Source organism: Mesorhizobium ciceri WSM4083 (assembly GCF_000519305.1).
In the GTDB taxonomy this organism is placed as follows: domain Bacteria; phylum Pseudomonadota; class Alphaproteobacteria; order Rhizobiales; family Rhizobiaceae; genus Mesorhizobium; species Mesorhizobium ciceri_B.
Genome location: NZ_JAFG01000005.1, coordinates 176,217 through 190,237, shown reverse-complemented (window position 1 = coordinate 190,237; position 14,021 = coordinate 176,217). Strand labels below are relative to the sequence as shown.

Sequence of the window (14,021 nt, the reverse complement as noted above, 5' to 3'; positions counted from 1 at the left end):
GGCTGACCCGAACACCCAAAAATTTGCCGTTCGTGACTCGCCAGGCTTGCCGTTGTCGTCCCTGCCGGAGGCAGGACGTGACCGGAGAATCGGCCGATCGGCGCTTCCTTGTCGGATCGGCTGAGGAACTGCGTTTGACAATTCATCCACTTGGGATTGAACCTTGCCCGGCATCGTCGACACTCATGCATATCCGGTTCTCCAACAAGGAAGCTCCCAATGCTTGCACGCGCGGCAATCCTGTCCCTCTTCGCCTGGCTGCCCCTCGTACCTTTGGCGCATGCCGGCGGGCAGAGCATCCCGGCCAGCGCCGAAGGCCAGATCGAGTTCAACACGCCGTCCGGCAACATCGGCTGCATCTACACGCCCAAAGGCGGCACCGGCACCTATGAGCCAAGGGATGGCGGCCCGGAGCTGAGCTGCTCGCGCGTCGAGCCAAGCTACGTCACGATTATCCTGGGTCCGAAGGGGCCAGCCACTCTGATCAAGAACCCAGGCGAGCAGGGCTGCTGCAGCGATGTCGACAAGCTTGGCTACGGCAACAGCTGGAGCGCCGGGCCGTTCTCGTGCCAGTCGTCAACCAAGGGACTGACCTGCACGGCGACGAACGGCCATGGATTTTTCATCAGCAAGACCAAGGCGACGGTGAAGTAACGTTTGCTGCTCCGGAGAGGAGAGGGCGGTCGGCCTCTCAGCCGGCCTTGTCCAGTTCGCCGCGCGCCTTGGCGGCCGCCACCTGGCGAATGGCATCGGCCAGCGTATCGGCATCCTGCGCGCCCATGACTGCGTATTTGTCCTCGATCAGGAAGCACGGTACGCCAGAAATGCCCATGCGCGACGCGGTGGCGATCTCGGTGCGCACCGCCTCGACATCGGCCTCGGTCGGCAAAAGCGTGGCGACCACGGATGCGTCCATGCCGGCCTCGCGCGCCGCCTCGACCAGCAAGGCATGGTCGCCGATGTCAGCGCCTTCCTCGAAATTCAGCTGGAACAGCCGGCGCACAAGCCTGTTCTGAATGGCCTCGCCGGCGGCGCCTGCCCAGCGGATCAGCCGGTGCGCATCCAGTGTGTTCGGCGCCACCTTGATGGCGTCGAAGGCGAACGAGATGCCTTCGATTTCGCCGAGCGGCTCGATGCGGGCGTGAATCTCGCGGATGCGCTCGTCGCTGCCGAATTTTGCCAGCATGTATTCGCGGCGGTCCTTGCCTTCAGGCGGAATGGTCGGATCGAGCTGGAACGGCCGCCAGCGGACATGCACGTCGACATCGCCGACGGCGGCGATTGCCCTGTCGAGCCGCTTCTGGCCGATGAAGCACCAGGGGCAGACGACATCGGACACCACATCGACGGTGATGGCGTTCAATTCGCTCATCTCGATCTCCTGATCCCTCAGTTGGGTTTACGCCACCATGTTGGCAGTTGATATCCAAATATGGGCGTCTTTTGCGGATGTTCCAGGTAGTTCCAGTAGGCGATCCATTGCTGCGTGTTGTACTGCATCGGCACCATGTAGTTGCCGGAGATCAGCAGCCGGTCGAGAACGCGAACGGCGGCAACATAATCCTCCTTGGAGCGGGCGCGCAGCATCGCCTCGATCGCCGCGTCCACAGCCGGATCGGCGACGCCGGCGAGATTGAACGAGCCTTCCGTCCTGGCTGCGGCGGAACTCCAGCGCCCGCTCTGCTCGATGCCGGGCGACAACGAATTGTTGAAGCCGCTCGATCCGATCAGGACCTCGAAGTCGAAGCGCTGCTTGCGCGACTGGATCTGGTCGCCGTCGAGGCTGCGAATGGTGAGAGCGATGCCGATCTTCTCCAGCGTGCGCTGGTAGATGCCGGCAAGGCGCTCCTCGTCCTGCGACGCGGTCAGTATCTCGAAGCCGAAGGGTTTGCCTTCGGGATCGAGCATCGTTCCATTCTGCACGTGGTAGCCGACACTTTTCAAAAGATCGAAGGCTGCCTTCAAGACGCGGCGGTCCTGGCCCGATCCGTCGGTCACCGGCGGCCGCCATGTACCGTCCATGACATCGGCCGGGACGCGGCCGGGGTAGGGCGCCAGAAGCGCTTTCTCCCTGTCGTCGGCCGGATGGCCGAGCGCGGAAAGCTCGGAATTCTGCCAATAACTCATCGTGCGCGTGTATTTGCCGCCGAACAGGTTCTTGTTGGCCCATTCGAAGTCGTAGAGCATGCCGAGCGCGCGCCGCACGACAGGGTTGGCGAATTTCGGCAACCGCGTGTTGAACAGGAAACCGGTCACCACGGGAGGAATGCCGGTGTCGAAGGTTTCGGCGACCACGTCGCCCTTGTGGAAGGCCGGAAAATCGAGATCGCGCTCGCGCTTCACCGGATCGCTGTCGTCGTCGATGGCGCAAAGGCCTTTCTTGAACGCTTCGAGCTTGGCGTTGGCGTTGAGGAAATACTCGATGGTGATCTGGTCGTAATTGTCGAAGCCGCGCTTGGCCGGGACATCCTTGCCCCAGTAATCCGGGTTGCGCTTGAACACGATGCGCTGGCCGGGCTGCACCTGCGCGATCGTATAAGGGCCGCTGCCGATCACCGGCTTGAGTGTCGTCCTGTCGAAAGTCTCCTTGTCGAAGGCGTGCTTCGGGATGATCGGGGTCAGCGCGATGATCAGCGGGAATTCGCGATCGGCCTTGTCGTTGAAGGTGAAGCGCACGCTGTGATCGCCGGTCTTTTCGAGCTTGGCGACCCTGGCCATGCGGTCGCTGTAAGGCGGTCGGCCTTTCTCGGTGTAGACGTCATAGCTGAACAGCACGTCCTCCGGCGTCACCGGCTGACCGTCCGACCATTTGGCCTTCGGATTGAGATGGAATTCGATGCTCTTGCGCTCCGGGTCCATGTCGGCGCTGTCGGCCAACAAACCGTAGAGTGTGAAAGCCTCGTCGGCATTGCGCTGCATCAACGGCTCGAAGACCAGATTGCCGAAGATCGTATCCATCATGCCGCGCGCCGTCGTGCGCAGGCTCTTGAGGATGAAAGGATTGAGATTGTCGAAGCTGCCGACGACGCAATAGGTGATCGAGCCACCCTTCGGCGCGTCGGGATTGACGTAGTCGAAATGCGTATAGCCGGGCGGCAGCGCCGGCTCGCCCTTCATGGCGATAGCGTGCTTCGGCTCCGATGCGGCCGGCTGATGCGAAAGGGCGAGAAACGATATCCCGGTGATCAGCCAAACAACAACGCGGCCCATGACCGTCTCCTTACTGGGTCGGCTTGATGATTCGGTGTGCACCCTAGCATGAGGCGGCGGCGCGCCGGCCAACCGCGCGTTCAACAATTGCTGACGCCGGGCTGGATTCGGCCTCGCTTGCAGTGTAACACGCCCTCCGAAGTCATTCTGTTGCCTCATTTCGGCAACAGGTAGCTGGACCACACGGCACGAAGAAGCCGGTCCCGGGATCATTTGAGAGGAAGTGCACGACATGACGAGCCTGAACAGCAACGCGTACCGCCTGTCGGTCATGGCCGCTGGCGTGATCGGCTTTCTGGGCGCAGGACTCCCCGCCGCTTCCGCACAGCAGCAACAGCAGATTCCGCAAGGCTGGTTCAAGGCCTGCACCAAGCAGGAAGACGTCGACATCTGCAACGTCCAGAACATCACCACCGCCGGCAACGGCCAGCTGGTCACCGGCGTCAGCCTGATCGAGCTGAAGGGCAAGGTGAACCGCAAGGTGTTCCAGGTGACTGTTCCGACCGGCCGTCTGGTGCCTCCCGGCATCGGCCTGCAGATCGACACCGGCAAGGCGCAGAAGCTCGACTATGTGATCTGCTTCCCGGATCGTTGCGTGGCCGAAGTGCCGCTGACCGATCAGCTCGTCGCGGCATTCAAGAAAGGCCAGGCGATCACGCTGACTTCCGTCAATTTCCAGAACCAGCCCAATCCGATCAAGATCGCCCTGCAGGGCTTCAGCGGCGCCTATGACGGCCCGGCACTGCAGCAGTCGGACATCGAGGACCGGCAGAAGAAGCTTCAGGACTTCGTCGCCAAGAACAACCAGGATTTCGCCAAGAAGCTCAAGGAAGAGCAGGACAAGGCGAAGACCGCCAACTGATCGGCCGATATCGCCGAGCCAGCAAAAAAGCGGGGTCATGCCCCGCTTTTTTGTGCCCGTCTCTCCGCGGGTTAGTGCCTTGACTGCCGTTTCGGCTGGTAGCCGCCGTCCGGCCTCTTGTCGAACATCTCCTTGATCTGCGGATGCCGGACCGGCTCACCCGACTGGTCCTCGAGCAGATTCTGCTCGGAGACGTAGGCGATGTATTCGGTCTCCGAATTCTCGGCGAGCAGGTGATAGAAGGGCTGATCCTTGCGGGGCCGAACGTCGGCGGGGATGGCTTCGTACCACTCGTCGGTGTTGGCGAATTGCGGGTCGACGTCGAAAATGATGCCCCTGAATGGAAACAGCCGGTGGCGAACCACCTGTCCGATTGCGAATTTGGCTGTTTTCATCGTACTCACCACTGAATTCCTTGGGCTTATTTGGCGCAGACCGCGCATCAATTCAATCCCGAGGCGCTTGACGCCCTATTAAGCAACGGGCTAGCCCGGCGCCAGGGTTTCGGACCAGCATAAAAATGTCTGACGTCATCGGTCTTGTTCTTCCGTTCTTCGGCTTGATTTTTGTCGGGTTTCTGGTGGCGCGCATCACCAGGCAGCCGCTGGAGGCGCTCGGCTGGATGAACACGTTCATCGTCTATGTCGCGCTGCCGGCACTTTTCTTCCAACTGCTTGCCAAGACGCCGTTCGAAGACCTGACGGAATGGCGCTTCATCTTCGGCTCGGTCGTCTCGACCTTCATGATATTTTCCTTGATGTTCATGGGGTCGGTGCTGACCTCGCGCGGCGAGATAGCGCAATCGACCATCAAGGCGCTCGCGGCCGCCTATGGCAATATCGGCTATATGGGGCCGGGCCTGGCATTGCTGGCCTTCGGCGAGGCGGCGGCAGTGCCGGTCGCCCTGATCTTTTGTTTCGAGAACATCATGCATTTCGCCATCGCGCCCATGATGATGGCGCTGTCGGGCGACGAGAAGACCACTCCTCTCCGGCTTGCGCTGGGTGTAGTGCGCAAGATCGTCCTGCACCCGTTCATCATCGCAACCGCCCTGGGTGTCGGCGCCGCCTATATCGGCTTTCTACCGCCCGTGCCGGTGGAGCGCTTTCTGGAATATCTTTCCCGGGCGGCCGCACCTTGCGCGCTGTTTGCCATGGGCGTCACGCTGGCGCTCAGGCCGCTCAATCGCGTCCCGCACGAGATGGTTCCGATTGCGGCGCTGAAGCTGATCCTGCACCCGTTGCTCTGCTATGTCGTGCTAAGCTGGATCGGCAATTTCTCTCAGACATGGGTCTTCTCGGCGGTGCTTCTGGCGGCATTGCCGACCGCCACCAACGTCTTCGTCATCGCCCAGCAGTATGGCGTCTGGGTACAGCGCGCGTCGGCCAGTGTGCTGATCACAACCTGCCTGTCGGTCGTGACCGTCACCGGGCTGCTCTACCTGATCCGGCACAACATCCTAGCGCCGGACCTGTTTCCCTAACCCGCCGGCAAGCGCGGCAAAACCGCTGCCGGGACGAAGCCCCTCGCGCATGAAAAAAGCCCGAAGCGGCGCGAAGCCTCCGAGCACGCCGAGCCCGGCAACGCGGGCCATCTGCGCTGGCAGCATGTCGGAAAGCAGCGACATGTTGAGCAGGTTGACCGCGCTGCTGCGCGCCAGAATGTCGGGGCGGCGCTTGAAATCGTAGGCCGCAAGCGCCTTGGCGGCGCCTGGGTCAGCTCGATTTTCACAAGCGATTCCAATTAGATCGTCGATATCCCTGATGCCGAGATTGAGGCCTTGCGCGCCGATCGGCGGAAACACATGGGCCGCTTCGCCGACCAGCGCCACCCGATCTCGGGCGAAACGCAGCGGTGTCACCGCCGAAAGCGGATAGATCTGCCGGCCCGGTTCGACCGTCACCCGGCCCAGCATCGACTGCATCTGCTGTTCGACCCGCTGAGAAAGCGTCGCATCCTCCAGTGCGGCGAGGTCGGTCGCGGTCTCGGGCTTGACCACCCAGACCAGGCTGGAGCGATTGCCGGGCAGGGGAACCTGCGTGAACGGACCGGTCTCGGTGTGGAATTCGGTCGAGGTGAAGGCGTGGTCGCCGCTATGGCCGAAATTGAGGACGAGAGCTGCCTGCGGATAGGAGCGGGCCGAAGTCGAGATGCCGGCTGCCTGGCGCGCCGGTGACAACCGCCCATCGGCGGCGACCGCCAGCGCTGCGTCGACCGTGCTTCCGTCGGCCAGGATGGCACGGGCGTGCTCGGCATCGAGATGCCAGTTCGCCACTATCGACCTCAGCCAGTCGATGCCGGCATGCGCGGCAACGGCGCTGGCGAGTGCCGGGTTGAGGACGCTGTTGGGAAGGTTCAGCCCGAATTGATCCTCGTCGATCTCGCTGGCACGGAAGGTGACGACCGGGCTGCGGATCAGCCGGCTGGTGGCGTCAACGATGCGCATCACTTTCAGGGGCGCCGCCTTGGATTTGACGGCTTCGAGCACACCAAGCCGGTCGAGCACTTTCAAGGCAGGGTTCATCAGGGCCGTCGTGCGGCCATCGGGGGCGGTGGCCTCCGGCCCGACCAATGTCACCGGGAAACCTTCGGCGGCAAAACCGAGCGCCGCGATCAGCCCTGCCGGCCCCGTGCCGGCAACCAGTATCCGCGCAGTTTGCTGATGCTCCAAGATCGGCTTCCGGCTTGCAATGCGAGGCGGTCCACCCGACCTGCCGTTCGATGAGCATATAGGTCAGATCATGCAGCTTGATCAACGCGGCGATTCGGCCCATTCGGATGTCATGACCGGCCAGCAGGACGACTTCAGCCATCTCGACCGCGCCGGCCGCGCCATGGCCGGCATCGCGCGCAATCCTCGGGTCACGGTAAACGTCGTTGTCGGCGCTTGCATCCTGCTTGCCTGGCTGTCTCTGGCAGCGATGGCGATCCGCGGGTCTCAAACTGGAATTGCGGGCGTCGGCGCCCCCGGCGACACGATCCTGCGCAGCCTGCCGCAACTGCCGCTGCCCGATTTCCTGGAACGGTTCTTTGTGCTGTGCCTCTCACCGGTGCCTTTGAACGCAGGTCTCGGCTTGCAGGCAGGCGCGCTCGTTTCGATGTGGTTCCTGATGGCGATCGCGACGATGCTGCCTTCGGCGGCGCCGATGATCCGCACCTATTGCGAGATCACTGACACGGCACACATCAAGGGCGAACCGGTCGTTCACCCGCTGGTGCTGGTCGCCGGTTACCTCAGCGTCTGGCTCGCCGCGTCAATGATGTTCGCGGCACTGACCTTGGCCGCCCATGCATTCGCCTCGTCAGCCGGGATGCTCGATCCGGTCGTCGGCCTTGCCGGTGCGCTCGCTCTCCTGATCGCCGGCCTCTACCAGTTCAGCGGCCTGAAGGAAGCTTGCCTGAAGAAATGCAAGAACCCGTTCTCGATCCTTTTCGCGAACTGGAGCGCCAGGCCGGCCAGCGTCTTTCGGCTCGGTGTCGCGCAAGGTCTGTGGTGTCTCGGCTGCTGCTGGGCCTTGATGCTGGTGATGTTCGCCGTTGGCGTCATGAACATTTTCTGGATGGCGTTGATCGGGCTGTTCACCCTGATCGAAAAACAAACAGCCAGCAGGGTTCCAACCCGGCTGGCCGGTGCGATACTGCTTGTCTGGGCAGCCGCGCTGCTAGTAGTCTCGCTGTGAGTGGGGGGAAATCGATGGCAGACCAGAGCTGGGCGATGAAGGGAGAGCTCGTACTCTCCTGCAATTGCACGGTTTTTTGCCCCTGCGTGCTATCGCTTGGCAATCATCCGCCGACCGAAGGCTATTGCCAGACCTGGGCGGGGTTTCGTATCGATGCAGGCCATTTCGGTGAGGTCGATCTGTCCGGCCTCAATCTCGGGCTGATTATGGAAATCCCCGGCTACATGAGCCGCGGCAACTGGACCGCCGGCCTGTTCATCGACAACCGAGCCTCGGTCTACGCGGTCAAGGCGCTGACCAAGATCTTCACCGGCAAGGCAGGCGGAACCACATCGCTGCTCTCCATCCTCGTCGGCAAATTCCTCGGTGTCGAACAAGTGCCGATCACCTATGAGACGCGTGACAAGACGCGTATCTTCCAGATTCCGAAGATCATCGACGGGGCGGTGACACCCATCCAAGGCAAGGACCGCGACAAGGACACGGTGATCAGCAATTCGGAATACTGGATCGCGCCCGAGATCATCGTGGCCAGGTCCGACAAGAGCAAGATGCGGGCTTTCGGCCGCAACTGGAATTTCGCCGGCCGTTCGGCCGAAATCTGCAAGCTGGATTGGCGGGGCCCGTGAGCAAGAACACAACGGCCAGGAATTTGGCAGCACGCAAAGCCGCCAAAAAGATAACGGACCGGATCCCCAGGCCGAAGAAGAAGGTCACCTGGCCACAGGCGAGGGCGTTCTCCGTCCATCTCTTGACCGCATCAGGCTCGTTCCTGGCCTTCCTGTCGCTGGTGGCGGCAAGCGAAGAGCGCTGGACGGCGATGTTCTGGTGGCTCGGGCTGGCATTGTTCGTCGACGGCATCGATGGACCGATCGCGCGCAAGCTCGAGGTCAAGGAAATCCTGCCGACTTGGTCGGGCGAACTGCTCGACAACATCATCGACTACGTGACCTACGTGCTGATCCCGGCCTTCGCCCTCTATCAGCGCGGCTTCATGGGCGAGGGCCTGTCATTCCTGTCGGCGGCGATCATCGTCGTTTCCAGCGCCATCTACTATGCCGACACCGGCATGAAGACGAAGGAGAATTTCTTCAAGGGATTCCCCGTAGTCTGGAACATGGTGGTGTTCACCCTGTTCGTAATCGAGCCCGGACAATGGGTTTCGTTCGCGGTTGTGGTGGTGGCCGGCGTCCTGACTTTCGTGCCGATCAACTTCATCCACCCGGTGCGGGTGGTGCGGCTACGGCGCATCAACCTTGGGATGACTCTCTTGTGGTGCGCTTTCGGCGCGCTTGCCCTGGCCCAGGCGGCGCTCGCTGCCTTCTACGATCAGATCGGCGTGCTGGGCGAGCAGGTCAGCACCTTCACCAAGATCGGCATCACCATCACCGGGCTTTACCTTGCCTGCATCGGCGGCATCATGCAGTTCTTTCCCAAGCTCGGCGCCAAAAAGGCCTGATCAGCCACTCCCAGAGGAAGTCTAAGCTATGTCCAAAGCGATCCGCATCCACGCCAATGGCGGCCCGGAAGTTCTGACCTATGAGGACACTGACCCCGGCCAGCCGGGATCCGGGCAGATCCTGGTCCGGCACACCGCGATCGGCCTCAATTTCATCGATGTCTACCATCGCTCTGGCCTCTATCCGCCACCCGGCGGCTTCCCGCTCGTGCCAGGCAGCGAAGCCGCCGGCGTGGTGCTGGAAGTCGGCGAGGGCGTCGACTGGCTGAATCCGGGCGATCGCATCGCCTATGCGGTGACGACGGGGGCTTATGCGCAAGAACGCGTCATCGATGCCAGCCGCGTCGTCAAGGTGCCGGATGGCATCAGCGACGAACAGGCCGCAGCGATGATGCTGAAGGGCATGACCGCGGAATATCTGCTGCGCCGGACGTTCAAGGTGAAGGCCGGCGACACGATCCTGTTCCATGCCGCGGCAGGCGGCGTCGGACTGATCCTCGGCCAATGGGCAAAACATCTCGGCGCCACCGTCATCGGCACCGCCAGCTCGTCCGACAAGATCGAGCTCGCCAGGGCGCACGGATTCGACCACGTCATCAACTACAAGGAACAGGATTTCGTTGCCGGCGTCGCCGCTATTACCGGCGGCAAAAAATGCGACGTCGTCTACGATTCGGTCGGCAACGACACATTTCCGGCTTCGCTCGACTGCCTGCGGCCGCTTGGCATGTTCGTCAGCTTTGGCCAGTCCTCGGGACCCATACCGCCGTTCAGCATGTCGTTGCTGGCACAGAAGGGCTCGCTGTTCGCAACAAGGCCGACACTGTTCGTCTACAACGCAAAACGCGAGGACCTCGACGCTTCTGCCGCCGCCCTGTTCGAGGTCGTGCTCAGCGGCGCGGTCGAGATCAAGATCAACCAGCGCTACGCGCTCAAGGACGCCGGCAAGGCGCATTCCGACCTCGAGGGCCGCAGGACCACAGGGACGACCATTCTCATCCCTTAGTCCGTTCTGCCTTGCTATCCCTTGAATTTCCGCTGAAATTCTTGAAGCTCTTTCAAGACGCGTGCCGCTTTCCGATGAGAGCCGGCCGCGCCTACCATACCTGCGGGAACACAGAACATGTCTGGCTAACCAGATGGGAGGCACTGTGAGTGCAAATCAGGACGGCACGAACCTGCTTGAGGTGCGTGGCCTCACCAAGATATTCGGCACGCTGACGGCGTGCGATCATATCGATCTCGACATCGCCAGGGGTGAAATCCACGCCTTGCTCGGCGAAAACGGCGCCGGCAAGTCGACGCTGGTCAAGATGCTGTTCGGTTCGCTGGAGCCCAATGCCGGCGAGATCTTCTGGAACGGCCAGGCCGTCAGGATTTCCAGCCCCGGCGCCGCGAAAAAACTTGGCATCGGCATGGTGTTCCAGCATTTTTCGCTGTTCGAGGCGCTGACCGCGGCCGAAAACATCGCGCTGTCGCTGGACGACGGCTCGCCGATCAGCAGCATCGCTGCCAAGGCGAGGGCGCTTTCCTTCAGCTATGGCCTGCCGCTCGATCCTGACTCGCTGGTCGGCGACCTGTCGGTGGGCGAACGCCAGCGCATCGAAATCATCCGCTGCCTGCTGCAGACGCCGCAGCTCATCATCCTGGACGAACCGACCTCGGTGCTGACGCCGCAGGAAGCCGACAAGCTGTTCGAGACACTGGAGCGCCTGCGCTCGGAAGGCAAATCCATCCTCTACATCTCGCACCGGCTCGAAGAGGTCAAACGCATCTGCGACCGCGCCACGGTGCTGCGCCACGGCAAGGTGGTCGGCCACTGCAATCCACGTGAGGAAACCGCGTCTTCGCTGGCTCGCATGATGGTGGGCAACGAGGTGCAGGCCGTGGTGCGCGCGCCGGTCGAGGGTATCGACAAGGCGCAGCCGCTGCTCGAAATCCGCAATCTCAATCGCAAACCGGCAACGCCGTTCTCGATACCGCTCAAGGGCATCAACCTGAATGTCCGCGCCGGTGAGGTGATCGGCATAGCCGGTGTCGCCGGCAACGGCCAGGGCGAGTTCTTTGAAACCGTCTCCGGCGAGGTGCTGCAGCAGGATGCCGCCTCGGTGCGCATTCGTGGCAAGGATGCGGGAGGCCTCACCATCACCGGACGCCGCCTGCTGGGCGCCGCCTTCGTGCCGGAAGAGCGCCTCGGCCACGGTGCCGCACCGCGCATGAAGCTTTCCGAAAACCTGCTGCTGTCGCGCCATGCCACCGACGGCAAGGCGTTCGTCGGTTCCGGCGGAATGGTCAAGAGCGCTGCCATCCAGGCCGCGTCCCAACGCATCATCGAGGCGATGGATGTGCGCAAGAGTGCGCCGGATCCGGAGGCCGCGGCCCTTTCGGGCGGCAATCTGCAGAAATTCATCGTGGGCCGCGAACTCGACCGACGGCCAAGCGTCATGGTGGTGAACCAGCCGACCTGGGGCGTGGATGCGGGCGCTGCCGCCCACATCCGCCAGGCCTTGATCGAGTTGTCGCGCAGCGGATCGGCGGTGCTGGTGATCAGCCAGGATCTCGACGAGCTGTTCGAGATATCGGATGCGATCGCGGTCATGCACAATGGCGAGTTGTCGAGGCCAATTCCGATCGCTGAAGCCACCTTCGAGAGGGTCGGCTTGCTGATGGGCGGCGCCGAACCAGGCCACGCCGAACACACGCTGGAGACGGCATGATGCGCCTCGAACTCGTCAAACGCCCGCAGCGTTCCATGCTGTTTTCGGCCCTGTCGCCGTTCATTGCCTTTGCGCTGACCATCATTGCCGGCGCCGTCATGTTCGCGCTGCTCGGCGTCAATCCGCTGACCGCGTTCAATATCTATTTCATCGAGCCGATCAGCCAGGTCTGGCAGTTGCATGAGCTGGCGATCAAGGCCGCGCCGCTCATCCTGATCGCCGTCGGCCTCTCTGTTTGCTATAAGGCCAACATCTGGAACATCGGCGCCGAAGGCCAGTTCATCCTCGGCGGCATCGTCGGCTCGATGGTGCCGGTGCTGTTTCCGCAGTTCGAAGGCCCGCTGGTGCTGCCGCTGATGCTGTTGCTCGGCATGGTTGGCGGCGCGGCCTATGCAGCGATCCCGGCTCTGCTCAAGACCCGCTTCGGCACCAACGAGATCCTGACCAGCCTGATGCTGGTCTATGTCGCGCAGCTTTTCCTTGATTGGCTGGTGCGCGGCCCCTGGCGCGATCCGCAGGGCCATGGCTTCCCGCAGACCATCCAGTTCAACGATTCGGCGGTGTTGCCGGAACTGATGCCGGATGCCGGACGGGCAAACTGGGGTTTTGTCTTCGCGCTGGTCGCCGCGGTGCTGGTCTGGATCCTGATGAGCCGCATGCTGAAAGGTTTTGAGGTGCGCGTGCTTGGCTCAAGCCCGCGGGCAGGGCGCTTCGCCGGCTTCGGCCTTAACCGCATGGTCTTTTTTGCTTTCCTGCTGTCAGGCGCGCTGGCGGGGCTTGCCGGCATCTCGGAAGTCTCAGGCGCCATCGGGCAGTTGCAGCCTGTCATTTCGCCCGGCTATGGCTTCACCGCCATCATCGTGGCTTTCCTTGGCCGCCTCAACCCGCTCGGCATCGTTGCCGCCGGTCTGGTGCTGGCGCTGACCTATCTCGGCGGCGAAGCGGTGCAGAGCGCGCTCGGCATCTCCGACAAGGTGGCGCGGGTGTTCCAGGGCATGCTGCTGTTCTTCGTGCTCGGCTGCGACACGCTCATCCACTACCGCATCCGCGTGATCGGCCTGGCGCTGACCAAACCGGAAGGCGTGGCCAAACTCGAAGCCGCGCCGAAGCTGAAGGAAGCCCGCTGATGGACATCACCGTAAACATCCTTCTGACCATCGCCACCGCGGCAACGCCGCTGCTGATCGCGGCAATCGGCGAATTGGTGGTCGAGCGCTCCGGCGTGCTCAATCTCGGCGTCGAGGGCATGATGATCATGGGCGCCGTCGGCGGCTTCGGTGCAACCTATCTCACCGGATCACCCTGGATCGGCCTTCTGGCGGCTATCGCCATGGGCGCGGTGTTCTCGCTGCTGTTTGCCGTCATGACGCTGTCGCTGGCCACCAACCAGGTGGCGACCGGCCTGTCGCTGACGCTGCTCGGCCTTGGCCTGTCCGGCATGATGGGCACCAGATTCGTCGGCCAGCCCGGCGAAAGGCTGCCCAACCTCTACATTCCCGGCCTGACGGAAATCCCTGTGGTCGGCAGGCTGCTGTTCGGGCAGGATCCGATCTTCTACATCTCGATCGCGCTCACCGCTGCCGTCATGTGGTTCCTGTTCAAGACCCGGACCGGACTGACGCTGCGTTCGATCGGCGACAGCCACACCTCGGCGCATGCGCTTGGCATCAAGGTGATCCGTTATCGCTACCTCGCGGTCATCTTCGGCGGTGCCTGTGCCGGCCTTGCCGGCGGCCATCTCTCGCTGGTCTACACGCCGCAATGGGTCGAGAACATGAGCGCCGGCCGCGGCTGGATTGCGCTGGCGCTGGTGGTGTTCGCCTCGTGGCGGCCATGGCGGGTGCTGGCCGGCGCCTACATCTTCGGCGCGGTGTGGATCGGCCAGCTTCATGCACAGGCTTTTGGCATTCCAGTGCCCTCACAGTTCCTTTCTTCGCTGCCCTATCTGGCAACCGTCGTGGTTCTCGTTCTAATCTCGCGCAACAAGCGTCTGACGATGATGAACACGCCGGCTTCCTTGGGGCAGCCATTCGTTCCGGATCGTTGACAATAAAAACAAACGGGAAGCTCCAAGGCTTAACTCAGAGAGGTAA

Annotated in this window: 14 protein-coding genes; 10 read left to right on the top strand and 4 right to left on the bottom strand. The window is 62.5% G+C overall.

The window, feature by feature from the left end; genetic code table 11:
* Positions 1-219 precede the first annotated feature (219 nt).
* Positions 220-654 (top strand): hypothetical protein, encoded by a 435-nt coding sequence (locus tag MESCI2_RS0110720; RefSeq protein ID WP_027036593.1) that lies wholly within the window; start codon positions 220-222, stop codon positions 652-654.
* A 37-nt stretch (positions 655-691) separates the two neighbouring features.
* Here the strand turns inward: MESCI2_RS0110720 and MESCI2_RS0110715 are convergent, their stop codons facing one another.
* Positions 692-1,372 (bottom strand): DsbA family oxidoreductase, encoded by a 681-nt coding sequence (locus tag MESCI2_RS0110715; protein ID WP_027036592.1) that lies wholly within the window; start codon positions 1,370-1,372, stop codon positions 692-694.
* Between the two features lie 17 nt (positions 1,373-1,389).
* Positions 1,390-3,210, bottom strand: a complete 1,821-nt coding sequence (locus tag MESCI2_RS0110710; protein ID WP_027036591.1) for an extracellular solute-binding protein — start codon at positions 3,208-3,210, stop codon at positions 1,390-1,392.
* A gap of 232 nt (positions 3,211-3,442) precedes the next feature.
* Between MESCI2_RS0110710 and MESCI2_RS0110705 the strand changes: the two genes are divergently transcribed.
* On the top strand, positions 3,443-4,072 hold the full coding sequence (locus tag MESCI2_RS0110705) for an invasion associated locus B family protein (protein ID WP_027036590.1): 630 nt from the start codon (positions 3,443-3,445) through the stop codon (positions 4,070-4,072).
* A gap of 71 nt (positions 4,073-4,143) precedes the next feature.
* Here the strand turns inward: MESCI2_RS0110705 and hspQ are convergent, their stop codons facing one another.
* Positions 4,144-4,467, bottom strand: a complete 324-nt coding sequence (gene hspQ, locus MESCI2_RS0110700) for a heat shock protein HspQ (protein WP_023811879.1) — start codon at positions 4,465-4,467, stop codon at positions 4,144-4,146.
* Between the two features lie 125 nt (positions 4,468-4,592).
* On the opposite strand from hspQ, the gene MESCI2_RS0110695 reads away from it, so the two are divergent.
* A complete protein-coding gene (locus tag MESCI2_RS0110695) occupies positions 4,593-5,555 on the top strand; it encodes an AEC family transporter (protein WP_027036589.1) in 963 nt (320 codons plus the stop codon).
* On the opposite strand, the gene MESCI2_RS0110690 is transcribed toward MESCI2_RS0110695, so the two are convergent.
* On the bottom strand, positions 5,532-6,743 hold the full coding sequence (locus MESCI2_RS0110690; protein ID WP_027036588.1) for a UbiH/UbiF family hydroxylase: 1,212 nt from the start codon (positions 6,741-6,743) through the stop codon (positions 5,532-5,534). The genes MESCI2_RS0110695 and MESCI2_RS0110690 overlap by 24 nt on opposite strands.
* A 70-nt stretch (positions 6,744-6,813) precedes the next feature.
* Here MESCI2_RS0110690 and MESCI2_RS0110685 point away from each other — a divergent pair, with 70 nt between their 5' ends.
* The 7 genes from MESCI2_RS0110685 to MESCI2_RS0110655 all read left to right on the top strand — a co-directional run bounded on the left by MESCI2_RS0110685 (position 6,814) and on the right by MESCI2_RS0110655 (position 13,975).
* On the top strand, positions 6,814-7,752 hold the full coding sequence (locus tag MESCI2_RS0110685; protein WP_027036587.1) for a DUF2182 domain-containing protein: 939 nt from the start codon (positions 6,814-6,816) through the stop codon (positions 7,750-7,752).
* Between the two features lie 14 nt (positions 7,753-7,766).
* Positions 7,767-8,381, top strand: coding sequence for a DUF1326 domain-containing protein (locus MESCI2_RS0110680; protein ID WP_027036586.1), 615 nt, complete (start codon positions 7,767-7,769; stop codon positions 8,379-8,381).
* A 23-nt stretch (positions 8,382-8,404) separates the two neighbouring features.
* Positions 8,405-9,211: a phosphatidylcholine synthase gene (gene pcsA / locus MESCI2_RS0110675; RefSeq protein ID WP_027036585.1), complete on the top strand. Its 807-nt coding sequence runs from the start codon at positions 8,405-8,407 to the stop codon at positions 9,209-9,211.
* Between the two features lie 28 nt (positions 9,212-9,239).
* Complete coding sequence (locus MESCI2_RS0110670; protein WP_027036584.1) at positions 9,240-10,217, top strand: quinone oxidoreductase family protein; 978 nt, start codon at positions 9,240-9,242, stop codon at positions 10,215-10,217.
* A gap of 133 nt (positions 10,218-10,350) precedes the next feature.
* A complete protein-coding gene (locus MESCI2_RS0110665) occupies positions 10,351-11,928 on the top strand; it encodes an ABC transporter ATP-binding protein (protein ID WP_032900646.1) in 1,578 nt (525 codons plus the stop codon).
* Positions 11,925-13,055: an ABC transporter permease gene (locus MESCI2_RS0110660; RefSeq protein ID WP_027036582.1), complete on the top strand. Its 1,131-nt coding sequence runs from the start codon at positions 11,925-11,927 to the stop codon at positions 13,053-13,055. Before MESCI2_RS0110665 ends, MESCI2_RS0110660 begins: the two co-directional genes overlap by 4 nt.
* A complete protein-coding gene (locus MESCI2_RS0110655) occupies positions 13,055-13,975 on the top strand; it encodes an ABC transporter permease (protein WP_027036581.1) in 921 nt (306 codons plus the stop codon). Before MESCI2_RS0110660 ends, MESCI2_RS0110655 begins: the two co-directional genes overlap by 1 nt.
* Positions 13,976-14,021 lie beyond the last annotated feature (46 nt).

Excerpts from the sequence above, each read along its gene's own strand:
- MESCI2_RS0110655 (WP_027036581.1), top strand. The coding sequence starts at position 13,055 with ATGGACATCACCGTAAACATCCTTCTGACCATCGCCACCGCGGCAACG.
- MESCI2_RS0110680 (WP_027036586.1), top strand. The coding sequence starts at position 7,767 with ATGGCAGACCAGAGCTGGGCGATGAAGGGAGAGCTCGTACTCTCCTGC.
- MESCI2_RS0110665 (WP_032900646.1), top strand. The coding sequence starts at position 10,351 with ATGGGAGGCACTGTGAGTGCAAATCAGGACGGCACGAACCTGCTTGAG.
- MESCI2_RS0110715 (WP_027036592.1), bottom strand. The coding sequence starts at position 1,372 with ATGAGCGAATTGAACGCCATCACCGTCGATGTGGTGTCCGATGTCGTC.
- MESCI2_RS0110720 (WP_027036593.1), top strand. The coding sequence starts at position 220 with ATGCTTGCACGCGCGGCAATCCTGTCCCTCTTCGCCTGGCTGCCCCTC.
- MESCI2_RS0110685 (WP_027036587.1), top strand. The coding sequence starts at position 6,814 with ATGCAGCTTGATCAACGCGGCGATTCGGCCCATTCGGATGTCATGACC.
- MESCI2_RS0110660 (WP_027036582.1), top strand. The coding sequence starts at position 11,925 with ATGATGCGCCTCGAACTCGTCAAACGCCCGCAGCGTTCCATGCTGTTT.
- hspQ (WP_023811879.1), bottom strand. The coding sequence starts at position 4,467 with ATGAAAACAGCCAAATTCGCAATCGGACAGGTGGTTCGCCACCGGCTG.
- MESCI2_RS0110705 (WP_027036590.1), top strand. The coding sequence starts at position 3,443 with ATGACGAGCCTGAACAGCAACGCGTACCGCCTGTCGGTCATGGCCGCT.
- MESCI2_RS0110695 (WP_027036589.1), top strand. The coding sequence starts at position 4,593 with ATGTCTGACGTCATCGGTCTTGTTCTTCCGTTCTTCGGCTTGATTTTT.
- MESCI2_RS0110710 (WP_027036591.1), bottom strand. The coding sequence starts at position 3,210 with ATGGGCCGCGTTGTTGTTTGGCTGATCACCGGGATATCGTTTCTCGCC.
- MESCI2_RS0110670 (WP_027036584.1), top strand. The coding sequence starts at position 9,240 with ATGTCCAAAGCGATCCGCATCCACGCCAATGGCGGCCCGGAAGTTCTG.